Here is a 22,616-nt window from a genome sequence, read left to right on the forward strand (position 1 = left end):
GTTTGACCTGCATCAACCGTCCCCATGTTGCGATGCAACATCCATTCAGGTGTAATGGGGGGGTCAAGTCAGCTGGTTCCACTTGAGGAACCGGTCCGGTAGCACCCGCTGCCGGGTGCTACCTATAGGAGATCGCCATGGCCGGATCCGGCAACGATCGCGTCCCCGCCCCGTCCTTCAACCCCTGGACGGCCGCCTATGAATACGCTGTGGACGCCTGGCAGCGCGGCGTGCTGTACGCCGATGTGATGCGCCAGCGCGGCAACCAGTACCACGACCACATGGCCAAGCGGGCCCCCAACGTGCTCAGCATGGAGTACGAACTGGTGCTGGACGGCCGCGAACTGCCGCGCCCGGTCAACTACGGCCTGCTGCGCATCAAGCCGCCCGAGGGCGTGACGGTCGACCCGATCAAGCGCCCCTTCCTGGTGGTCGATCCGCGCGCCGGCCACGGCCCCGGCATCGGCGGCTTCAAGCCCGAGAGCGAGATCGGCGTGGCGGTGCGCGCCGGCCATCCCTGCTATTTCGCCACCTTCCTGCCGCAGCCCGTGCCCACCCAGACCGTCGAAGACGTGATGAAGGCCGAGGCCCATTTCCTGGAAGAGATCATCGCGCGCCACCCCGACGCCGAAGGCAAGCCGGTGGTGGTGGCCAACTGCCAGGCCGGCTGGCAGATCATGATGACCGCCGCCGTGCGTCCCGAGCTGTTCGGCCCCATCATCATCGCCGGCGCGCCGCTGTCCTACTGGGCGGGCTGGCGCGGCATGAATCCGATGCGCTACGCCGGCGGCCTGCTGGGCGGCAGCTGGCTCACCGCCCTGACCAGCGACCTGGGCGACGGCAAGTTCGACGGCGCCTGGCTGGTGCAGAACTTCGAGAACCTCAACCCGGCCAACACGCTCTGGTCCAAGCAGTACAACCTGTATTCCAAGGTCGACACCGAAGCCGGCCGCTACCTGAGCTTCGAGAAATGGTGGGGCGGCCACGTGTTCCTGAACGGGCCGGAAATCCAGTACATCGTCGACAACCTGTTCGTCGGCAACCGGCTGTCGACCGCCGGGCTGGTCACGTCGGACGGCATCCGCATCGACCTGCGCAACATCCGCTCGCCCATCGTGGTGTTCTGCTCCAAGGGCGACAACATCACCCCGCCGCCGCAGGCGCTGGGCTGGATTCCCGACCTGTACCAGGACGACGCCGAGGTGCTGGCGCACGACCAGACCATCGTCTACGCCGTGCATGAAAGCATCGGCCACCTGGGCATCTTCGTGTCCGGCAGCGTGGCGCGCAAGGAACACCAGGAATTCACCTCCAACATCGACATGATCGATGTGCTGCCGCCGGGCATCTACCAGGCAGAGATCGCCGACAAGACGCCGGACACGCCCAACGCCGACCTGGCCTATGGCAACTACGTGCTGTCGTTCGAGCAGCGCCGCATGGACGACGTGCGCGCCATCGTCGAACGCAAGGAAGACGACGACCTGCGCTTTGCCGCCGTGGCCCGCATCTCCGACATCAACCTGGGCATGTACCGCAGCTTCGTGCAGCCCTGGGTGCGCGCCCTGGTGACGCCGCAATCGGCCGAATGGAGCCAGCGCCTGCATCCGCTGCGCCTGCCCTACGAACTGGTGTCCGACCGCAACCCGCTGATCGCGCCCATCGCCCAGGTGGCCGAGCAGGTGCGCGAACATCGCCAGCCCGTGTCGCCCGACAACCCGTTCCTGCTGGCCCAGGAAATGTTTTCCAAGCTGGTCGAGACCAGCCTGAACATCTTCCAGGAACTGCGCGATTCGGCCGACGAGCGCACCTTCATGAGCGTCTACGGCTCGCCGCTGGTGCAGGACCTGGCCGGGCTGGGCGGCAAGGATGGCCAGCCGCGCCGCCACCCCGGCGTGTCGCCCGAACACCGCCGCTTCATGGAAGAACGCGCCGCCGAACTGCGCTCGCTGCTGCAGGAAGGCGGCCTGCGCGTGGCCGCCATCCGCATGCTGCTGTACGTGGCCGGCGCCGAGGGCGGCCTGGACGAACGCAGCTTCGCGCTGATCCGCAAGATGCGGGCCGAGGCCGGCAACGCCATGACGCTGCAGGAATTCAAGGACATCACCCGCGACCAGGCCATGATGATGCGGCTCGATTCCGCGGCCGTGCTGCAGACCATGCCGAAGCTGCTGGAAGGCTCGTCGCCCGCCGCCATCCGCGAGGCGCTGGAGGCCATGAAACACGTGCTCGAGGCGGCCCAGCCCCTGAGTCCGGCGGCGCGTGACAGCCTGGCCGAGATGGAACGGATCTTCGAGACCGCCGCGCGCCGCGCGCAAAAGCATGAGCCGGCGCCGGGCGCGCGCAAGGCCGTGCGCGCCGCCACCGCGAAACTGCAACCGTCGCCGCCGGCGCCGCCCGCCGCCCGTGCGCGCCGCGCCACCACGGCGGCCGCCGCCAAGTCCACGCCGCAGGCCGCGGTCAAGGCCGCCGCCCGCAAGAAGGAAGCCGCGCCCGCGCGCGTCCGCAAACCCGCCACCGCCAAGGCCAAACCGGAATGAGCCTGCCCACCTCCACGCACTACGACAAACTGATCGCGCGCGCCCAGACCCTGGCGCCCGCGGCCTGCGCCATCGCCCATCCCTGCGACGAACCGTCGTTGTCGGCCGCGCTGGAAGCGCGCGACCTGGGCCTGCTGCGCCCCATCCTGGTGGGGCCGGAACTCAAGATCCGCGACACGGCCGCGCAGCACAAGCTGAACCTGGGCGACGCCCGCATCGTCGATGCGCCGCACAGCCACGCCGCGGCCGAGACCGCCGTGGCGCTGGTGCGCGGCGGCGAGGCTTCGCTGCTGATGAAGGGCAGCCTGCACACCGACGAACTGATGCACGAGGTGGTGGCGCGCGCCACCGGCCTGCGCAGCGGCCGGCGCATCAGCCATGTGTTCATCATGGAAGTGCCGACCTACGCCGAGCCGCTGTTCATCACCGACGCGGCCATCAACATCTTTCCGGACCTCGAAACCAAGGCCGACATCATCCGCAACGTGATCGACCTGCACCACGGCCTGGGCCTGGGCGAGCCGCGCGTGGCGATCCTGTCGGCGGTGGAACAGGTCACGCCCAGCATCCCCAGCACCATCGAGGCCGCCGCGCTGTGCAAGATGGCCGACCGCGGCCAGATCAGCGGCGGCGTGCTCGACGGCCCGCTGGCGCTGGACAACGCCATCAGCCCCGACGCCGCCCGCATCAAGGGCATCCGCTCGCTGGTGGCGGGCGTGGCCCAGGTGCTGGTGGTGCCCGACCTGGAAGCCGGCAACATGCTGGCCAAGAACCTGACCTTCCTGGCCAACGCCGAGGCCGCCGGCATCGTGCTGGGCGCGCGCGTGCCCATCATCCTGACCAGCCGCGCCGACAGCCCGCGTTCGCGCCTGGCGTCCTGCGCGGTGGCGGCGATCTACGCGCACCACCTGGCCGCGCAGCAGGCGCGCCCGCTGGCTTAGGCGGGCCGACAGGCCGTGAATGAGCGGCGGGGCCCCGGCCCCGCCTTGTCCCTTGCATCAAGAGGCGATCGACTCCATGTCCGACACCATTCTCGTCATCAACGCCGGCAGTTCCAGCATCAAGTTCTACCTGTACGACATCGACGGCAAGCAGGCCCTGGCGCCGCGCCTGGGCGGCCAGCTCGAAGGCATCGGCACCGGCCATCCGCGCCTGCGGGTGCGCGACGCCGCCGGCCAGACGCTGGTGGAACGCGACATCGCGCCCAGCCACGCGCCCGACGTGCCCAACGGCCAGGAAGTGGTCGGCACCTGGCTCAGCGGCCACCTGGGCGGCGCGCCGCTGGCCGTGGGCCATCGCGTGGTGCATGGCGGCCCCGACCTGTCCGAGCCGGTGCTGATCGACGACGCCATCCTCGCCAAGCTGGACACCTTCACGCCGCTGGCGCCGCTGCACCAGCCCAACAACCTGGCGCCGATCCGCGTCATCCGCGAGCGGCGCCCGTGGATTCCGCAGGTGGCGTGCTTCGACACCGCCTTCCATCGCAGCCATTCCGACGTGGCCGACCGCTACGCCCTGCCCGAGAACCTCTACCAGCAGGGCGTGCGCCGCTATGGCTTCCACGGCCTGTCGTACGAGTACATCGCGCAGCGGCTGCGCCAGGCGCTGCCCGAGATCGCGATGGGCAAGATCATCGCGGCGCACCTGGGCTCGGGCGTGTCGGCCTGCGCCATGCACCAGGGCAGGAGCGTCGACAGCACCATGGGATTCACCGCGCTCGAAGGCCTGCCCATGGGCACGCGGCCCGGGCGCCTGGATGCGGGCGTGGTGCTGTGGATGATGGAACAGGGCATGTCGCACGACGACATCGAGCACCTGCTGTACCACGACTGCGGCATGAAGGGCCTGTCGGGCATCAGCAACGACATGCGCGAGCTGCTGGCCAGCGACGCGCCGTCGGCCAGGCTGGCGCTCAAGTACTTCGCCTGGCGCGTGGCCGAAGGCATGATCGGCCTGGGCTGCGCCATGAACGGCATCGACGGCATCGTCTTCACCGCGGGCGTCGGCGAGAACTCGGCCGAGATCCGCCAGGCCATCAGCGAGCATTGGGGCTGGCTCGGCATCAAGCTGGATCCCGAGCGCAATGCGCATCACGGGCCGCGCATTTCCAGCGACGACAGCCGCATCGGCGTGTACGTGGTGCGCACCAACGAAGAACTGATCATCGCGCAGCACACGCTGGCCCTGGTGAAGCAACGATGAGCGCCGCCCTGCCTCTTGCCGGCAAGCGCGGCCTGGTCACCGGCATCGCCAACGCCGACTCCATCGCCTGGGGCTGCGCCAAGGCGTTCCGCGCTATGGGCGCGGAACTGGCCGTGACCTACCTGAACGACAAGGCCCGCCCGCACGTCGAGCCGCTGGCACGCCAGGTCGACGCGCCGCTGCTGATGCCGCTGGACCTGCTGCGCGAGGGCGAGCTGGAGGCGGTGTTCGAGCGCATCGCGACCGAATGGGGCGGCCTGGACTTCGTGCTGCATTCCATCGCCTACGCCCCGCGCGACGACCTGCACGGCCGCGTCACCGACTGCTCGCGCGCCGGCTTCCTGACGGCCATGGACGTGTCGTGCTGGTCGTTCATCCGCATGGCCAAGCTGGCCGAGCCGCTGATGCCGACCGGCGGCACCTTGTTCTGCATGAGCTACTACGGCTCGCAGATGGTGGTCGAGCACTACAACATGATGGGCCCGGTGAAGGCCGCGCTGGAATCGGCCACCCGCTACCTGGCGGCCGAGCTCGGCCCGCAGGGCATCCGCGTGCATGCGATCTCACCCGGACCGCTCAAGACCCGCGCCGCCTCGGGCATTGCCGAGTTCGACGCGCTGCTCGACCGCGCCCAGGCCAAGGCGCCGGCGCGCAGTCTGGTGTCGATCGACGACGTCGGCGAGGCCACCGCCTGGCTCGCCACCGACGCCGCCCGCCGCATGACCGGGCAGACGCTGTATATCGACGGCGGCTATCACATCATCGATTGAGGCGCGGGCGCCACGGCCCGCGCCAAGTATCAGGAGAGCGTGGCTGGCGCCGGCCCCTGGCGCCAGCGCTCGATGGCCTCGACCGCCTGTTCGGGCGACGCAAAGATCTTGTCACGGCCGATGCGCTCGGCCAGGCCCGAGCGCTCCAGCGCCATGCGGAACTGGCCGTGGCCGCCCGCCACCAGCAGCACCATGCCGCGGTCGCGCAGCTCGCGCCGCAATTCGTACAGCGCCTCGATGGCGTCGGCATCGGCCTGCGTCATGGCTTCGGCGTCCAGCACGAACCAGGTGACATCGCCGGCCTGCTCGATGATTTCGCGCGCGCGCCGGCGGAAAGCGTCCGCGTTGAAGAACCACACCGACGACTCGAACAGCCAGATCACCGCGCCCGGCACCGGCTGCGCCTGCGGGTTCAGGTGCATCTTGCCCAGCACCGACTCGCCCGGCAGCCGCCCCAGCAGCGCATCGCGCGGATTGCCGGACACGTACATGGCGTACAGCAGGGTCGCGCCCACCGACACCGCCACGCCCTGCAGCACGCCGAAGCCCACCACGCCCACGGCCGCCAGGATGCCGAAGGCCAGCTCGATGCGCGAAATGCGCGCCAGCCGCATGAAGGCCTGGCCGTCGAACAGGCTGGCGGCCGCCAGCAGCAGGATCGCCGACAGCACCGCCTGCGGCAGCCAATAGAGCGGCGCGCTCAGCAGGCCCACCACGACGGCCAGCGCCACCGCCGCGCTCACGCCCACCAATGGCGACGAGCCGCCCGCGGCCAGGCCCACCGCCGTGCGCGAATCGGCCCCCGTCACCACGAAGCCCTGGAACAGCCCGGCCGCCACGTTGGCCGCGCCGAAGCCGACCAGCTCGCGGTTCGGATCGACGTGTTCGCCGGTGCGCGCGGCAAAGCTGCGCGCCGTCACGATGCCGCTGGAAAAACTCACCACCAGCACACCCGCCGCGCCCAGCAGGATGTTGTCCACGCCGTCCAGCCGCACCGGCAGGCGCAGCGCCGGCAGGCCCGCCGGCACCTCGCCCACCACCGCGATGCCAAGGCTGGGAAAATCGAACAGCCACGACAGCAGGCAGGCGCCCACCACCAGCATGATCGGCCCCGGCCAGGTCGGCCGCCAGCGCTTGATCGCCACCAGCAGCAGGCACGACGCCAGCCCCAGGCACAGCGTCGGAATGCGGATCTCCGACACGCGCCGCGACAGTTCCAGGAACGGATGCACCAGCCCGCTGTTGCGCAGGCCCACGCCGGTCAGGCCGCTCAGTTGCGACAGCGCCAGCGTCACCGCCACGCCCGCCATGTAGCCGATCAGCACCGGCCGCGACAGCAGGTTGGCCAGCACGCCCAGCCGCAGCAGCCGCGCGATCAGGCAGCCCACCCCCACGGTCAGCGCAATGCCGGTCGCCGCCACCAGGCGGTCTTCGGGCGAGGTCAGCGCCATGCCGGTCAGCGTCGCCGCGATCAGTGTGCAGGTGGCCGTGTCCGGCCCCACGATCAAGGTGCGCGACGACCCGAACAGCGCGTACCCCAGCATGCCCGCGATGGCCGCCCACAGCCCCGCCACCGGCGGCACGCCCATCATCGCGGCATACGCCAGCCCCACCGGCAGCGCCACCGCGGCCACGCTCAGGCCCGCGGCAATATCGCGGCCCGCGGACTCCCGGGTCATGCCCCGGAAATTGTTCAGGCCAGGAAGAAAACGTAGGTTCATGGTGCTGCGGGGCAGGCGAAACGTGGACGGATACCGCGGAGCGCGGGCGAGCGCCAAGCCTACACCAGTCCGCGTCCCCCAAACCGGGGGAGAATCAAGCGCCGATCGACCGTAGACGCGCCTTCATTCCAAAAAGGAATCGACTTCCTTAAATATTTATCCCTTTTTATCAATCTGGGGATTGCGTAGAGTCTGGGGCACAACAGATGCGGCCTCGCGGCCGCTCACGGGGTCGTCCAGCGGCCCTTGAACAAGAGCGCGGCCGAACCCATGGACCGCGCGCCAGGAGACCCCAGCATGCCCCACGCATTCCTGCGCCGCGCCGCCGGCGCCGCGCTCGCATTCGCCGCACTTGCCGCCTTCCCCGCGCTGTCCCACGCCCAGGCCTACCCCGACCGTCCCATCAAGCTGGTCGTGCCATGGCCTCCGGGCGGCGCCACCGACGCCCTGGGCCGCATGCTGGCGCAGCGCCTGACCGAACGCCTGGGCCAGACCGTCATCGTCGACAATAAGGCCGGCGCCGGCGGCAACATCGGCACGGCCGCATTCGTGCGCGAGAAACCCGACGGCTACACCCTGCTGGTCGCCACCAGCTCGACCAACGCCGCCAACCCGCACCTGTATGCGCGCCTGGGCTTCGACCCGGTCAAGGACTTCACGCCCGTCGCCTTCGTCGCCGAGATCCCCAACATCCTGGAAGTGCCCAAGCAATCGCCCTACCGGTCGGTGCAGCAGTTGGTGGACGCCGCCAAGGCCGCGCCCGGCAAGCTCAACTACGGTTCGGGCGGCGTCGGCTCGTCGCAGCATCTGGCTGGCGCCATGTTCAAGGCGCGTACCGGCGTCGACATCCTGCACATCCCCTACAAAGGCAGCGGCCCCGCCGTATCCGACCTGCTCGCGGGCCAGGTCGACATGATGATCGACACCGGCTCGCTGGCCCAGGTCCAGCCGTCGCTTCGCGCCAGCGCCTGCCCGCTTTGCCGGACGTGCCCACCTTTGCCGAAGTGGGCGTCAGCGACATGTATGCCTCGGCCTGGTACGGCATCGTCGCCCCGGCCGGCACGCCCAACGACATCGTCGCCCGCCTGAACCGCGACATCAACGCCATCACCAGCGACCCGGCCATGCGCCAGCGCATGGAATCCATGGGCGCCATCATCCCCGCCGGCCAGACGCCCGCGGCCTTCGGTGATTTCATGCGCGCCGAGGTCGACCGCTACGGCGGCATCGTGAAGCTGTCGGGCGCGAAGATGGAATAAATGCCCCGCGGCGGACAATGTGGTCTCCGGCCCATGAAAAAAAAGCCGCTCCTGTCGGAGCGGCTTTTTCATCGCGCGGGCGGAAAGATTACTGGGCCCGCTCTTGCAGCACCGCCACCGCCGGCAGGGTCTTGCCTTCCAGGAATTCCAGGAACGCGCCGCCGCCGGTCGAGATGTAGCCGACCTGCTCGCCGATGCCGTACTTGGCGATCGCGGCCAGCGTGTCGCCGCCGCCCGCGATCGAGAAGCCCTCGGAATCCGCGATCGCCTGCGCCACCACCTTGGTGCCGTTGGCGAACTGGTCGAACTCGAACACGCCCACCGGGCCGTTCCAGACGATGGTGCCGGCCTGCTTGAGGATCTCGGCCAGCTGCTGCGCGGTCTGCGGGCCGATGTCCAGGATCATGTCGTCGGCGGCCACGTCATCGGCCGCCTTCACGGTGGCCTCGGCGTCCGCGCCGAACGCCTTGGCGCACACCACGTCCACCGGGATCGGCACGTCCGCGCCACGCTGCTTCATCAGCTCGATCACGGCGCGCGCCTGCTCCACCTGGTCCGGCTCGGCCAGCGACTTGCCGATCGGCAGTCCGGCCGCCAGCATGAAGGTGTTGGCGATGCCGCCGCCCACCACCAGCTGGTCGACCTTGTCGGCCAGCGATTGCAGGATCGACAGCTTGGTCGACACCTTGGAGCCGCCGACGATCGCCACCAGCGGGCGCTTCGGTTCGTGCAGCGCGCGGCCCAGCGCGTCCAGCTCGGCTTCCAGCAGCGGGCCGGCGCAGGCCACCGGCGCGAAGCGCGCGATGCCGTGCGTGGTGGCCTCGGCGCGGTGCGCCGTGCCGAAGGCGTCATTGACGTAGACGTCGCACAGCGCCGCCATCTTGCGCGACAGCGCCTCGTCGTCCTTCTTCTCGCCGACGTTGACGCGGCAGTTTTCCAGCAGCACCACCAGGCCCGGCTCGACCTTGACGCCGTCGACCCAGTCGCGCACCAGCGGCACGGGCATGCCCAGCAGCTCGGACAGGCGCTGGCCGACCTTGGCCAGCGAATCGGCCTCGGTTAGCTCGCCTTCCTTGGGACGGCCCAGGTGCGAGGTGACCATCACCGCGGCGCCGGCGTCCAGCGCCAGGCGGATGCCGGGCACCGAGGCACGGATGCGGGTGTCTTCGGAAATGCGGCCGGCGTCATCGAACGGCACGTTCAGATCGGCGCGGATGAACACGCGCTTGCCGGACAGGGCGCCGGCCTTGGCCAGCGCGGACAGGGTATTGACCTTGGACATATGCTTTGCGTCTCCTAGAGTTGGCGAACGAAGGGGACGAACCCGCTTTCCGCCGTGGCGGAAAACCTGTTCGTCCCCTTCGGTTCGACAGCGATGCTTACTTGGCCGACATCAGCGCGACGGTGGTGTCGAGCATGCGGTTCGAGAAGCCCCACTCGTTGTCGTACCAGGACGAAACCTTGACCAGGCGGCCCGAGACCTTGGTCAGCGACGCGTCAACGGTGCTGGAGGCCGGGTTGTGGTTGTAGTCCACCGAGACCAGGGGTTCGGTGTTGTAGTCCAGGATGCCCTTGAGCTCGCCTTCCGAGGCGGCCTTCAGGATGCCGTTCACTTCCTCGACGGTCGTGTCGCGCTTGGCCACGAAGGACAGGTCGACGATCGACACGTTGATGGTCGGGACGCGGATGGCGTAGCCGTCCAGCTTGCCGTTCAGTTCCGGCAGCACCAGGCCGACCGCGGCGGCGGCGCCGGTCTTGGTCGGGATCATGCTCATGGTGGCCGAACGGGCGCGGCGCAGGTCTTCGTGGTAGACGTCGGTCAGGACCTGGTCGTTGGTGTAGGCGTGGACGGTCGTCATCAGGCCGTTTTCCAGGCCCAGCTTGTCGTTCAGCGGCTTGACCAGCGGGGCCAGGCAGTTGGTGGTGCACGACGCGTTCGAGATGACGGTGTCGGTCGACTTCAGGACGCCGTGGTTGACGCCGTAGACGACGGTGGCGTCAACGTCCTTGCCGCCCGGGGCCGAGATGATGACCTTCTTGGCGCCGCCCTTGATGTGCGCGCCGGCCTTTTCCTTGGTGGTGAAAAAGCCCGTGCATTCCAGCACCACGTCGACCTTCAGCTCGCCCCACGGCAGTTCGGCCGGGTTGCGGTTGGCCAGCACGCGGATCTTGTCGCCGTTGACGACCATGTACTCGCCGTCGACGTCGACGGTGCCCGGGAACTTGCCGTGGGCGGTGTCGTAGCGGGTCAGGTGGGCGTTGGTCTTGGGATCGCCCAGGTCGTTGATGGCGACGATTTCGATATCGTGCTTCTTGCCACCTTCATAGTGGGCACGCAGGATGTTGCGGCCGATGCGACCGTAACCGTTGATGGCGACGCGAATGGTCATGACTAGGCTCCTTTTTTACAGAACTTGCTTGACGGTCTCGGCCACCTTGTCGGCGGTCAGCCCGAAGAACTTGAACAGCGCGCCCGCCGGGGCCGATTCGCCGTAGCGGTCGATGCCGACCACGGCGCCTTCCAGGCCCACGTACTTGTGCCAGAAGGCGGTCACGCCGGCCTCGACGGCCACGCGCGGCAGGCCCTTGGGCAGCACCGATTGCTTCCAGGCGGCGTCCTGCTTGTCGAACACGTCGGTGCTCGGCATGGACACCACGCGCACCGCGATGCCTTCCTTGGCCAGCTGGGCTTGCGCGTCCAGGGCGATGGCGACTTCGGAACCGGTGGCGATGATGACGGCGCGGGCGCCATCGGCGTCGCGCAGCACGTAACCGCCGCGGGCGATGGCGTCCACGGTGGCGGCATCGCGTTGCACGAACGGCAGGTTCTGGCGCGACAGCAACAGGGCCGTCGGGCCGCCGTCATGCACGTCCATGCCGATGCTGGCAGGACGCGTCACGGCGGCGTTCCAGGCCACGGCGGTTTCGGCCGTGTCGCACGGGCGCCAGAGCGACAGGTTGGGGATCAGGCGCAGGCTGGCGGCGTGCTCGATCGACTGGTGGGTCGGGCCGTCTTCGCCCAGGCCGATGGAGTCGTGCGTGAACACGTGCACCACGCGCTGCTTCATCAGCGCGGCCATGCGGATGGCGTTGCGCGAGTAATCGGAGAACGTCAGGAAGGTGCCGCCGAACGGCAGGTAGCCGCCATGCAGCGCCACGCCGTTCATGATGGCGGCCATGCCGAATTCGCGCACGCCGTAGTTGATGTGGCGGCCGAACTGGATGCCCTTGTCGCCGGCGCGCACGGCGCCCACGCCCTTCCAGTCGGTGAAGTTCGAGCCGGTCAGGTCGGCCGAGCCGCCCAGCATTTCGGGCAGCGCGGCGGCCAGCGCCGTGATCGCGAACTGCGAAGCCTTGCGGGTGGCGACGGTTTCGGCCTTTTCCAGCGTGGCGTTCAGGAACGCCTTGAATTGGTCGGCGTAGCCGGCCGGCAATTCGCCCTTCATGCGGCGCGTGAACTCGGCGGCCTCGGCCGGGAATTCGGCGGCGTAGGCGTCGAACGCCGATTGCCATTCGGCCTGCGCGGCGGCGCCGGCCTTGCGGCCGTCCCAGCCGTCGTAGACGTCCTGCGGGATCTGGAACGGCTCGGCCGACCAGCCCAGCGCGGCGCGGGTGGCGGCGATCTCGTCCTTGCCCAGCGGCGCGCCGTGCACGTTGTGGGTGCCGGCCATGTTGGGCGAACCCTTGCCGATGACGGTGCGGCAGACGATCAGCGTGGGCTTTTCCGATTGCGCGCGGGCGGCCTTGATGGCGGCGTCCACGGCGGCGGCGTCGTGGCCGTCGATGCCGCGGATGACGTTCCAGCCGTAGCCCTCGAAGCGCTTGGCGGTGTCGTCGGCGAACCAGTGCTCGACATGGCCGTCGATCGAGATGCCGTTGTCGTCATACAGCACCACCAGCTTGGACAGCTTGAGCGTGCCGGCCAGCGAGCACACTTCGTGCGAGATGCCTTCCATCAGGCAGCCGTCGCCGGTGAAGGCGTAGGTGTGGTGGTCGACGATGGTGTGGCCGGGTTTGTTGAACTCGGCGGCCAGCAGCGCTTCGGCCAGCGCCATGCCGACGGCGTTGCCCAGGCCCTGGCCCAGCGGGCCGGTGGTGGTTTCCACGCCCGGGGTGATGCCCACTTCGGGGTGGCCCGGCGTCTTGGAATGCAGCTGGCGGAAGTTCTTCAGTTCTTCGATCGGCAGGTCGTAGCCGGTCAGGTGCAGCAGCGCGTAGATCAGCATCGAGCCGTGGCCGTTGGACAGCACGAAGCGGTCGCGGTTGGCCCAGGCGGGATCCTTGGGGTTGTGGCGCAGGTTGCCGATCCAGAGGGCCTGGGCGATTTCCGCCATGCCCATGGGAGCGCCCGGGTGCCCGGAGTTCGCTTGTTGCACGGCATCCATCGCGAGGGCGCGGATGGCATCCGCCAAGGCAAGTTTAGGGGCGGTCGGATTGCTCATTCGGAAGGCTCTTTGAGGCTGGCGCGCCCACGCAGGAAATGGGGGCCAGTTGAGTAGGTTGCGAAGCAGACGATTTTAACACCTGGGGATGAGCCGGCCGGCGGCTGGCGGCTGGGTCCGCCAGATGGACGATACCCCCTGGCGAAAACGCGGTCCCCCGGGGCGGAAACCGCAATGGCATGGCGTAGTTCCCACAATTGCGGCGGGCCGGTCCGAGATTCATGATGGACCGGCATCCCCCCTTGCTGGATTCCGTATCATGCTTGCCATGTTGAGCTTCACCATTCCCGCCGCCGGCATCCTGGCCCTGCGCAACGCGCTCGGCGAGGAACGCGCCATCGCGGTGGCGCAGGCGCTGGAACACGCCCGCCTGCAGGGCGAGGCCGACCTGCTCAAGCGCTCGCAGGACGAAGCACGCGCCGAACTCCAGGCCTATGCCCTGTCACGCGTCGACTTCGCCCGCGAACGCGCCGAGCTCGAACGCGACATCGCCCGCGAACACGCGGCACTCGAACGCGACATCGCCAACCGCGCCGCCCAGGAACAATTCGACAAACTCGTCGAAGTCGTCGCGCAACTGCCCACTCGCGAGGAACTCAAGCGTTTCGCCACCCACGAAGACCTGGCCGAGGTGCGCCACGACCTCCTGCGGCTGGACAAGAAAATGACCGTGGGTTTCCTGACCCTGCTGACGCTGCAACTGGCGTCCAGCGCTCCCACCCTGATCGACTGGGGCATCAAGATGGTAGGCTACGCGCTCAGGTGACCGGGCGACGAGCCTGGCCCCTGAGTCGCCGGGCCGCTGCCCGTGCCGCGCCCCGGGTCTGCGCCCGGCCCCACGTCCGCTTTCCGTCCGCCACCGCGTTACCCATGTCCGCTCCCCGCTTCTTCTGCGACGCTCCCCTTTCCGCCGGCGCCCGCATCGCCCTGCCGGAGGCCCTGGCTCACCACGCCATCCGCGTGCTGCGACTGCGCGCGGGGGAACCCATGGTGCTGTTCAACGGCCACGGCGGCGAATACCCGGCGGCGCTGGAAATCGAGGGCAAGGCCGGCTTCGCCCAGCTGGGCGCGTTCGATCCGCGCGAAGCCGAGCTGGCCGGCCGCATCACGCTGGTACAGGGCCTGCCCGCCGGCGACAAAATGGACTGGGTGGTGGAAAAAGCCGTGGAGCTGGGCGCCGCCCGTGTCTGTCCCATCGCCGCGCAGCGCAGCGTGCTGCAGTTGTCCGGGTCGCGGCTGGAAAAAAGGGTGGCGCACTGGCAGCGCATCGCCCAATCGGCGGCCGAGCAATGCGGCCGCAACCGGCTGATGGCGGTCGACGCCCCCGTGACGCTGGCCGACTGGCTGGCCCTGCCGGCCGACGGCCTGCGCCTGCTGTGTCATCCGGACGCCGACGCCGACCTGGCCGGCCGGCTCGACGCGACGCCGGGCCTGCAATCGTTGACGCTGCTGGTCGGCCCCGAAGGGGGCTGGTCGGAAAAGGAACTGGCGCAGGCGCGCGAAGCGGGGGTCCAGGCCGTCAGGTTCGGCCCGCGCGTGCTGCGCACGGAAACGGCGGGATTGGCCTTGATTTCAGCGGCCGGCGCCTTGCTCGGCTGGTGATCGGCGTCCCGCCCCGGGGACATGACAGGCCGTTGACCCACCGGCCGGCGGCGCGAGCGCCCCAGCCCGGGTCTTCAGTCGTTCTCGCCGTAGGGCGCGGCGGCCACGCCCGGTTCCGGATCGGGGTGCTTGCCGGCGTGCTCCACCACATACGCAAAGGTGCGACCATTTTCGTGGGCGAATTCGGCGGCGTCGGCGCACACCGACTCGATGCGGGCGGCGTCCTCTTCCAGCGCCGGGTCCCCCGAATGCAGCTTGTACAGCCACAGCACCACGCCGGTCTTGTGGTCCAGCACGGTGTCGCACAGGCAGTCGTAGAGCGCGTCGAGGTTGCCGCCGAAATACTCGGGGAAATCGACCGCCTTGACGATGGCGCGCAGCACCGCGGAACGGCTGCGGGCCGGGTCGCAATTGGCCACGAACAGTGCCAGGCCGAGCTCGTGCGCGGCGTCGACCACGGCCTTTTTGTCCAGCCCGTCATGGGCCAGCGCTCCACCTCGCTTCAACTGCTTGTGCAGGGTAGATTGGGCATTGCGCGTCATGCCTGTGCCTCCTTGAAAAAGGCGATCACTTCATCGTTACGCTGCATCGTATCGGCATAACCCAGTTCGATCAATCGCTTGGTGTAGCTGGACTCGAACAACAGGTAGGACATCAGCGCACCGCCCCCGGGACGGCCTGGGTCGGACGATACACCGAGTACGCGGAAAAGGGCACGGGCCTGCGCCGGCATGTCGCCCAGGTGCTCCAGCGCCAGCGAATCCAGCGAGCGGCTCGGGGTGATGGTCAGCACCTGGATGCGGCGCACGGTGACCGGCTCGCCCCCATCGCGTGGAACGGCCTGGTCGACCAGGTAGTTCATCCGCTCCAGGCGCTCGACGTCCATCGACAGGCCGTCCAGGAAAATGCTGGACAGGGCATGCCCGCCCACCTGGGCCAGGGAGGGATACGGCGGGGAATCCTCGCGGTGTTCAGGATGGGTGTCGTCGCGAAAGCCGGTGCCGATCACCAGCACCCGGTGCGCGCCCAGGTGGATGGCGGGGCTGATCGGCGCCAGCTGCCGCATGGAACCGTCGCCGCACCACTCGCCCTTGCCGTGCACCTTGATCTGCCGGGCCGGGAAGACGAAGGGAATGGCGGACGACGCCATCAGGTGATCGACCGTGATCGGCGTCGGGATGGCCAGCCGCAGGTAGCGGTGCCAGGGCTCGATCGGCGTGTGCGCCTGGTAGAAGGTCAGGTGCTCGCCGCTGGTGTAGCCCGAGGCCGTGATCGCCAGCGCCGACAGGGCGCCGCTTTCCAGGCTGGACTGCAGGTGGTCGAAATCCAGTACCCGCGCCAGCAGCGCCTGCATCGGGCTGTTGTCCAGCAGCGACTGCGGCCGCTTGCGCGTCAGGCCGGAGTACATCCACCCCAGCGACAGCAGCCCCAGCCAGCGCACGCCCGTGCGGATCAGGCCGGGCGCGTCGGCCCGGTAGATCATGTCGGTGTTGAGCGACGACCACAGGCGCCGGATGCGCCGTACGCCCAGGTGGGGACGCTCGGCCCGGCAGGCCAGCGCGGCGGCGTTGATGGCGCCGGCGGACGTGCCGCAGATGATGTCGAAGGGATTCTTGAAACGCGAATGCCAGTCGGGGTCCAGCAGCTCCATGATGGCGCTGAGCACGCCCACCTGATAGGCGGCGCGGGCGCCGCCGCCTGTCAGGACCAGGCCGGTCGGCGTGCGCGGGCACGCCGGACCGCCATTGGTGACTTCAACGCGGGGTATTGGCATCCACCACCGTCATCGCGGTCATGTTGACGATGCGGCGCACGGTCGAGCTGGAGGTCAGGATGTGCACCGGGGCATTGGCGCCCAGCAGGAACGGGCCCACCGCCACGTTGCCGCCGGCCGCCGTCTTGAGCAGGTTGTAGGCGATATTGCCGGCGTCCACGTTCGGGCACACCAGCAGGTTGGCCTCGCCCTTGAGCGTGGAGGACGGCAGGATCCGCAGGCGCAGCGCTTCATCCAGCGCGCAGTCGCCGTGCATTTCGCCGTCGATCTCCAGTTCGGGCTCGGCTTGGCGCACCAGTTCCAGCGCGCGGCGCATCTTGGCGCCCGAGGCCGAACTGCCCGAACCGAAGTTCGAGCGCGACAGCAGCGCCACCTTCGGCGCCAGGAACATGCGCTGCATTTCCTTGGCCGCGGCGATGGTGAACTCGGCGATCTGCTCGGCCGTGGGTTCGTCGTTGACGTGCGTGTCCACCAGCACCACCGTGCGCTCGTTGAGCAGCAGGATGTTCATGGCGGCGTAGACGTTGCGGCCCGGCCGGCGGCCGATCACTTCGTCGATGAAGCGCAGGTGGTCGTGATAGGCGCCGACCGAACCGCAGACCATGCCGTCGGCATCGCCCAGGTGCACCATCATCGCGCCGATCAGCGTCATGCGGCGGCGCATTTCCACGCGCGCCATTTCCTTGGTGATGCCACGTCGGCACATGCGCTCCCAGTACGTGGTCCAGTACTGATGGAAGCGTTCGTCGTATTCCGGGTTGGTGACTTCAACGTCCTCGCCCAGGCGCAGGCGCAGGCCCAGTTTCTCAATGCGGGTCAGCAGCACCGAGGGGCGGCCCACCAGGATGGGACGGGCCAGGCCTTCGTCCACCACTACCTGCACCGCGCGCAGCACGCGCTCGTCCTCGCCTTCGGCGAACACGATGCGGGCCGGGCCGCCTTCGCGCACGATGCGCTTGGCGGCCGAGAACAGCGGCTTCATGAAGGCGCCGGAGTGGTACACGAACTGCTGCAGCTGCTCTTCGTAGGCTTCCAGGTCTGGCAGCGGACGCGTGGCCACGCCGCCTTCCATGGCGGCCTTGGCCACCGCCGGCGCGATGCGCACGATCAGGCGCGGATCGAACGGCTTGGGAATCAGGTATTCGGGGCCGAACGAGATATCGAAGGTGCCGTAGGCGGCGGCCACCACCTCGTTCTGCTCTTCCTCGGCCAGCTCGGCGATGGCGTACACCGCCGCCTTTTCCATTTCACGGGTGATGGTGGTGGCACCCACGTCCAGCGCCCCGCGGAAGATGTAGGGGAAGCACAGCACGTTGTTGACCTGGTTCGGGTAGTCCGAACGCCCCGTCGCCATCACCACGTCGTCGCGCACGGAATGGGCGAGTTCGGGCAGGATCTCGGGCGTGGGATTGGCCAGCGCCAGGATCAGCGGGCGCGGGCCCATGGCCGCCACCATCTCGGGCTTGAGCACGCCGCCGGCCGACAGGCCCAGGAACACGTCCGCGCCCTCGATCACTTCGGCCAGCTTGCGGGCGTCGGTCTTCTGCGCGAAACGCGCCTTGTCCGGGTCCATCAGCACGGTGCGGCCTTCGTAGACCACGCCTTCGATGTCGGTGACCCAGATGTTTTCCAGCGGCAGGCCCAGGTCCACCATCAGGTCCAGACAGGCCAGCGCGGCCGCGCCGGCGCCCGACGTCACCACCTTGACCTTGTCGATGTCCTTGCCCACCACCTTCAGGCCGTTGATGAAGGCCGCCGACACGCAGATCGCGGTGCCGTGCTGGTCGTCGTGGAAGACGGGAATCTTCATGCGCTCGCGCAGCTTGCGCTCGACGGTGAAGCATTCCGGCGCCTTGATGTCTTCCAGGTTGATGCCGCCGAAGGTGGCTTCCAGGCCGGCGATGATCTCGACCAGCTTGTCCGGGTCGGTCTCGTTGATCTCGATGTCGAACACGTCCAGCCCGGCGAACTTCTTGAACAGCACCGCCTTGCCTTCCATCACCGGCTTGGAGGCCAGCGCACCGATATTGCCCAGGCCCAGCACCGCGGTGCCGTTGGTGATCACGCCCACCAGGTTGCCGCGCGCGGTGTAGCGGAACACATTGGCCGGGTCCGCCACGATTTCCTCACAGGCCGCCGCCACGCCGGGCGAGTACGCCAGGGCCAGGTCGCGTTGGTTGGAGAGCTGCTTGGTCGGCGTGACGGAGATTTTGCCGGGACGGCCGTGCTCGTGGTATTCAAGGGCGGCTTTGCGGAGGTTGGCATCCATAGGGGCGGCTACTGGCTAGAGTGAGGAACACGAAAGGGGGCAATTCTATTCCGATGACGGGCCGGACGAAACGTTCCCGCAGGGGGCCGCCGGCGTGCACGGCCGCCATGGCCGCGGCGCCGCCCATCTTACCCCCGGCTTACAAATTGTCGCCATCCGGGCGCGCCGCCAATTCGGGAAAACGCCCATACGGATCGAACAGCGCCTTGATCCGCGCGCGCAGCGCGGCGGCCTGCGGCGGCGCGGCGTCGCCCGACGCGGAATCGGCCGGCGCCGCCCCGATGGCCAGCGTCACCCCCTGCACCCAGGCCAGCGTGCCGCCGTGTCCCAGCACCAGATGCGCCAGGTTGACGGTGGCGGGCGCCTCGGGCGCCAGCGCATCCAGGCGGTAGCGCGCGCCCCAGCGCGGCGCCGCGCGGCAGGCGCTGGCCAGTTCGCCTGCGGCCAGCTGGAACAGCGCCGGCACCAGCCGTTGCACCGTCGCCGACCGCAGCGGCTGCACGTCGTCCGTGCCAAAGGGGCCCAGGGTTTCCTCCACCCCATCGGCCAGCAGCAGGTCCACGGCCAGCACGCCCGAATCGGCGCAGCGTCCCATCGGCCACGCCGCCGGGGCCGCCAGCCATTGCGCCAGGGTCATGCTGCCCGGCAGCCCGTCGAACTGCCGCAGGCCCGCCTGCGCCAGGGCCGCCAGCGGCACGCCCGGCTGGGCGCGCCAGCGCGGAGTCGGCCCCGTCAACCGCGCCAGCCCCGCCAGGCGGCCCGGATCGACCGCCAGCAGCGGCCCATTCACCGGCGCGAACGGCCCCTGCGCCTCGTCCAGCGCCATCACCACGCCATACTCCGCGCACAGCGCGCGCGCATGGGCCACGTCCGCTTCGCGCTGCGGCGCCAGCATGGCGCGCGGCCCCAGGCCCGGCGCCTCGCCCAGGTCGCGCACGGCCCCCTGGCACAGCAGCGCCAGCCGTTGCAGGAAGGTGGCCCAGGGGGTCTGGACCGGCCGTCGGCCAAGGAGGAAAGCGCGCCGCGATGGCTGCATGACTACAATCCTTTTTTCCGCTTCAAATCGCCTTCGAGATTCCGATGCCCCGCCTTGCCGCCCGTACCAACGATTTCCTGACCTTCCAGGTGGTTGAACTGTTCAAGCAGGCGCAAGCGCTGCAGGCGGCGGGCAAGGACATCATCAGCCTGGGCATCGGCGAACCGGACTTTACCGCGCCGCCCCAGGTCGTGGAAGCGCTGCAGCGCGCGGCCCAGGCCGGCCACAGTGGCTACAGCGCCCCGGCCGGCCTGATGCCGCTGCGCGAAGCCATCGCCCGGTTCTACCACGAACAGTTCGGCGCCAGGATCGATCCGCGCCGCGTCATCGTCACCGCCGGCGCCTCCGGCGCCCTGACCCTGGCCTGCGCCGCCCTGGTCAACACCGGCGCAGAAGTCCTGATGCCGGACCCCTCCTACCCCGCCAACAGCAACTTCGTGCTGGCGGCCGGCGGCCGGCCGCGCCTGATTCCCAGCTCGGCCGACAAGCGCTTCCAGCTGTCGGCGCAGGACGTCGCCGCGCACTGGACCGAGGCCACCCAGGGCGTGCTGGTGGCCTCGCCCAGCAACCCCACCGGCACCTCCATCGACCATGGCGAACTGGCCAGGCTGCTGGCCGAAGTCCGCGCCCGCGACGGCTTCGCCATCGTCGACGAGATCTACCTGGGCCTGTCGTACGAGGGCCAGCCGCGCTCCGCGCTGACGCTGGACGACGACATCATCGTCATCAACAGCTTCTCCAAGTATTTCCACATGACCGGCTGGCGCCTGGGCTGGATGATCGTGCCCGAGGCCATGGTGGCCGCGGTCGAGAAGATCGCCGGCAGCCTCGCCATCTGCGCCCCCACCCTGGCGCAGCACGCCGCCCTGGCCTGCTTCACCCCCGACGCCCTGCGCACCTTCGAACACCGCCGCGAAGCCTTCAAGCAGCGCCGCGACTACCTGCTGCCCGAATTCGAGCGCCTGGGCCTGAAGGTGCCGGTCAAGCCCGATGGCGCTTTCTACATCTACGCCGACATCAGCGACCTGGCCAACGACAGCGCCGCCTTCTCGCAACGCCTGCTGCTCGAAGCCGGCATCGCCGCCGTGCCCGGCCTGGACTTCGGCCCCGCGCACGGCCGTCACACCATGCGCTTTTCCTACGCCACCGGCCTGGACCGGCTGGAAGAAGCCGTGGCCCGCATGGGCAAGCTGCTGGGCCGCTGACGCTCCGCAAGGCCGCACCGGCGCGGCCCCGCACCGGTCCGCGGCGCCCCCTGCCGAGGTCACGCCCGGCCCTCGCGGGTACACTCGCCGGGCGGCTTTGCGCCGCCCTCTCCCCGTCTGACGAAAAGTTAACGTTCAGATAATCCTTGCCATGCAAACTCGCCTGGCAAGAGGCCGCCTGGCCCTTCCCCTCGCCCGTTGATTCTGGATCGCCGGACCGGTATTTCCAATCCGTCCAGATCTTCCCGACTCAATAGCCAACCCTGTGCTGACGCGGTCTCGGGCGCCCCCCTTCCACTTATATTTTTCCGTTCATTTTTCGGCATTCCGGCCAGCCCCGGCCGCGCCGCGTGACACGGCGCCGACCCAGGAGAAATCGCATGATCCCGCCCAAGACAAGGACCGTCCGCCCCGGTTGGCGCGGAGCGTTGGCGGCCGCGTGGCTGGCGGCCTGCCTGCTGCCCCTGCCCGCGCATGCCCTGGGACCGGGATGTCAGCTCGACCCTTCGCGAGCCGGGAACTACGCGCAAGACGCGGGCATATCCTACGCGTTGGGCAAGCTGGCGCCCGACATCCTTACGCTGGACAAATCGAATCCCCCAGGCATGGTCGTGTATGACCAGCCCCTGCCACCGGTCCCCTGGGTCTGCACTGCGGGACTCGCAACCCAACACCCTTTCCTGACACCCGGCGGATACATGCAGGTGGTGCTGAAGGAACTGGCCAAGACCGGCCTGAAAATGGTTCTGCTGATCGACAACTATCCACCCTGGGAACCGACAGGCAATACCACCGACGACAAGCTTCCCCTGACCAGCGCCATTTATGCGCCCAAGTCGGCAACGGATCCCACCCTGACGGCCAAGGGGGTATTGCTCGGCAGGATGCAACTCGTCGTCGTAACGCCTCCCACGAGGCCGATCAGTGCCTATTTCGGCCCCATGGACGATATCGTCAGAATGCACCCCGGCTACCTGGCCGCCACGAACAGGATCCAGATCGGATCGACCAACGGCACCAGGGTGGCCCTCATTCCCAGATGCATCGCGAAGATTTCGACACCGGGAACGGTCCACTTGGGCAGAGCCTACGGGGTCGGCCATCTGCCACTGCCTGCCCCGGTAAATTTCGTGCTCTCTGCGGATTTCGACGAAAGCTGCGACGGCGGCTTTCGCATCGTCGACCTGGGCCCGCTCACCGTGCCGCTCAAGGTCAGGTTCCAGCCCGAGGGCAACCAGGAACTCACTCCGTTCGATAGCGCAATCGTATTGAAAAACAGCGACGGGCAGCCCAATGGCCTGGCGCTCGGGATCAAGGCGGCCGGGGCGTACCCCATCACATTCAACCAATGGCACGACACACCCACCTCGCTGACTGTGAGCAATCGGCCATTGCCCCTGTACTACTCGGCGCAATTGCAAAAGACCGGCGCGCCGCTGGTGCCGGGCGCATTCAGCCAGCAGGTCACCATCCAGGTGACCTTTCAGTGAACATCGCAAGATAGCGCGGCAGCGCCGCGCGTTCGCGAGGCCCCCCACCCGCCGCCACCCCAGGCATCTGACGAGAAGTTAACGTTCAGATAATCCTTGCCATGCAAACTCGCCGGGCGTCACGGCTTCCGTGCCACGCCCCGGTGAATCCCGACTGCCATGGCGGGCCTTCGCGCCCGCCGAAATCGCCCGGAACCAATAGCCACGCCCATCGCGGCGCGGCATTTCCGCGCGTGGCCACCGATATTCCCCGAGGACTTTTCCGCAATCCGGCCGGCCGCCGCGCGGCCCGGCCGCGCCTATCCA

At 68.7% G+C, this 22,616-nt stretch carries 16 protein-coding genes and 1 pseudogene; 9 read left to right on the forward strand and 8 right to left on the reverse strand.

The genetic code is table 11. From position 1 onward, the window contains the following. The first annotated feature begins 137 nt into the window (after positions 1 to 137). The 4 genes from ACUTAG_RS07960 to fabI all read left to right on the forward strand — a co-directional run bounded on the left by ACUTAG_RS07960 (position 138) and on the right by fabI (position 5,512). Entirely contained in the window at positions 138 to 2,540 is a 2,403-nt protein-coding gene (locus tag ACUTAG_RS07960; protein WP_148319234.1) for a DUF3141 domain-containing protein, read from the forward strand. Then, positions 2,537 to 3,481, forward strand: coding sequence for a phosphate acetyltransferase (locus ACUTAG_RS07965; protein WP_024070154.1), 945 nt, complete (start codon positions 2,537 to 2,539; stop codon positions 3,479 to 3,481). The genes ACUTAG_RS07960 and ACUTAG_RS07965 overlap by 4 nt, the downstream gene beginning before the upstream one ends. A gap of 76 nt (positions 3,482 to 3,557) precedes the next feature. Beyond that, entirely contained in the window at positions 3,558 to 4,742 is a 1,185-nt protein-coding gene (locus ACUTAG_RS07970; RefSeq protein ID WP_049054974.1) for an acetate/propionate family kinase, read from the forward strand. Continuing rightward, positions 4,739 to 5,512 carry an enoyl-ACP reductase FabI gene (gene fabI / locus ACUTAG_RS07975; RefSeq protein WP_006385602.1) on the forward strand — a complete coding sequence of 258 codons (774 nt, stop codon included), beginning with the start codon at positions 4,739 to 4,741 and terminating at the stop codon, positions 5,510 to 5,512. Before ACUTAG_RS07970 ends, fabI begins: the two co-directional genes overlap by 4 nt. A gap of 29 nt (positions 5,513 to 5,541) precedes the next feature. On the opposite strand, the gene ACUTAG_RS07980 is transcribed toward fabI, so the two are convergent. Further along, positions 5,542 to 7,233: a SulP family inorganic anion transporter gene (locus ACUTAG_RS07980; protein ID WP_006385603.1), complete on the reverse strand. Its 1,692-nt coding sequence runs from the start codon at positions 7,231 to 7,233 to the stop codon at positions 5,542 to 5,544. A 297-nt stretch (positions 7,234 to 7,530) separates the two neighbouring features. On the opposite strand from ACUTAG_RS07980, the pseudogene ACUTAG_RS07985 reads away from it, so the two are divergent. Next, positions 7,531 to 8,492, forward strand: a pseudogene (locus ACUTAG_RS07985) (Bug family tripartite tricarboxylate transporter substrate binding protein). An 88-nt stretch (positions 8,493 to 8,580) separates the two neighbouring features. On the opposite strand, the gene ACUTAG_RS07990 reads toward ACUTAG_RS07985, so the two are convergent. The 3 genes from ACUTAG_RS07990 to tkt form a co-directional block, all read right to left on the reverse strand. Beyond that, complete coding sequence (locus ACUTAG_RS07990; RefSeq protein ID WP_024070157.1) at positions 8,581 to 9,774, reverse strand: phosphoglycerate kinase; 1,194 nt, start codon at positions 9,772 to 9,774, stop codon at positions 8,581 to 8,583. A 97-nt stretch (positions 9,775 to 9,871) separates the two neighbouring features. Then, complete coding sequence (gap, locus tag ACUTAG_RS07995) at positions 9,872 to 10,882, reverse strand: type I glyceraldehyde-3-phosphate dehydrogenase (RefSeq protein WP_006385607.1); 1,011 nt, start codon at positions 10,880 to 10,882, stop codon at positions 9,872 to 9,874. A gap of 15 nt (positions 10,883 to 10,897) precedes the next feature. Beyond that, the gene (gene tkt, locus ACUTAG_RS08000) at positions 10,898 to 12,934 is read right to left on the reverse strand and encodes a transketolase (RefSeq protein WP_006385609.1); all 2,037 of its coding nucleotides are present in this window, start codon (positions 12,932 to 12,934) and stop codon (positions 10,898 to 10,900) included. A gap of 259 nt (positions 12,935 to 13,193) precedes the next feature. On the opposite strand from tkt, the gene ACUTAG_RS08005 reads away from it, so the two are divergent. Together ACUTAG_RS08005 and ACUTAG_RS08010 are read left to right on the forward strand one after the other, a co-directional pair. After that, positions 13,194 to 13,700 (forward strand): hypothetical protein, encoded by a 507-nt coding sequence (locus tag ACUTAG_RS08005; protein WP_148319236.1) that lies wholly within the window; start codon positions 13,194 to 13,196, stop codon positions 13,698 to 13,700. Positions 13,701 to 13,804: 104 nt separating this feature from the next. Continuing rightward, on the forward strand, positions 13,805 to 14,536 hold the full coding sequence (locus ACUTAG_RS08010; protein WP_020926689.1) for a 16S rRNA (uracil(1498)-N(3))-methyltransferase: 732 nt from the start codon (positions 13,805 to 13,807) through the stop codon (positions 14,534 to 14,536). 74 nt (positions 14,537 to 14,610) lie between these two features. On the opposite strand, the gene ACUTAG_RS08015 is transcribed toward ACUTAG_RS08010, so the two are convergent. The 4 genes from ACUTAG_RS08015 to ACUTAG_RS08030 form a co-directional block, all read right to left on the reverse strand. Continuing rightward, positions 14,611 to 15,078, reverse strand: a complete 468-nt coding sequence (locus tag ACUTAG_RS08015; RefSeq protein ID WP_006385613.1) for a barstar family protein — start codon at positions 15,076 to 15,078, stop codon at positions 14,611 to 14,613. Further along, positions 15,075 to 16,310: a patatin-like phospholipase family protein gene (locus ACUTAG_RS08020; RefSeq protein WP_020926688.1), complete on the reverse strand. Its 1,236-nt coding sequence runs from the start codon at positions 16,308 to 16,310 to the stop codon at positions 15,075 to 15,077. Before ACUTAG_RS08020 ends, ACUTAG_RS08015 begins: the two co-directional genes overlap by 4 nt. Continuing rightward, positions 16,291 to 18,579 carry an NADP-dependent malic enzyme gene (locus ACUTAG_RS08025; RefSeq protein WP_054446705.1) on the reverse strand — a complete coding sequence of 763 codons (2,289 nt, stop codon included), beginning with the start codon at positions 18,577 to 18,579 and terminating at the stop codon, positions 16,291 to 16,293. The genes ACUTAG_RS08020 and ACUTAG_RS08025 overlap by 20 nt, the downstream gene beginning before the upstream one ends. A 139-nt stretch (positions 18,580 to 18,718) precedes the next feature. Continuing rightward, positions 18,719 to 19,615: an FAD-binding protein gene (locus ACUTAG_RS08030; protein ID WP_148319238.1), complete on the reverse strand. Its 897-nt coding sequence runs from the start codon at positions 19,613 to 19,615 to the stop codon at positions 18,719 to 18,721. 44 nt (positions 19,616 to 19,659) lie between these two features. Between ACUTAG_RS08030 and ACUTAG_RS08035 the strand changes: the two genes are divergently transcribed. Both ACUTAG_RS08035 and ACUTAG_RS08040 read left to right on the forward strand, forming a co-directional pair. After that, a complete protein-coding gene (locus ACUTAG_RS08035; RefSeq protein WP_020926685.1) occupies positions 19,660 to 20,820 on the forward strand; it encodes a pyridoxal phosphate-dependent aminotransferase in 1,161 nt (386 codons plus the stop codon). Between the two features lie 380 nt (positions 20,821 to 21,200). Then, positions 21,201 to 22,310, forward strand: a complete 1,110-nt coding sequence (locus ACUTAG_RS08040; protein ID WP_262352305.1) for a fimbrial protein — start codon at positions 21,201 to 21,203, stop codon at positions 22,308 to 22,310. Positions 22,311 to 22,616 lie beyond the last annotated feature (306 nt).

Source organism: Achromobacter sp. CSND-B12, from assembly GCF_052906545.1.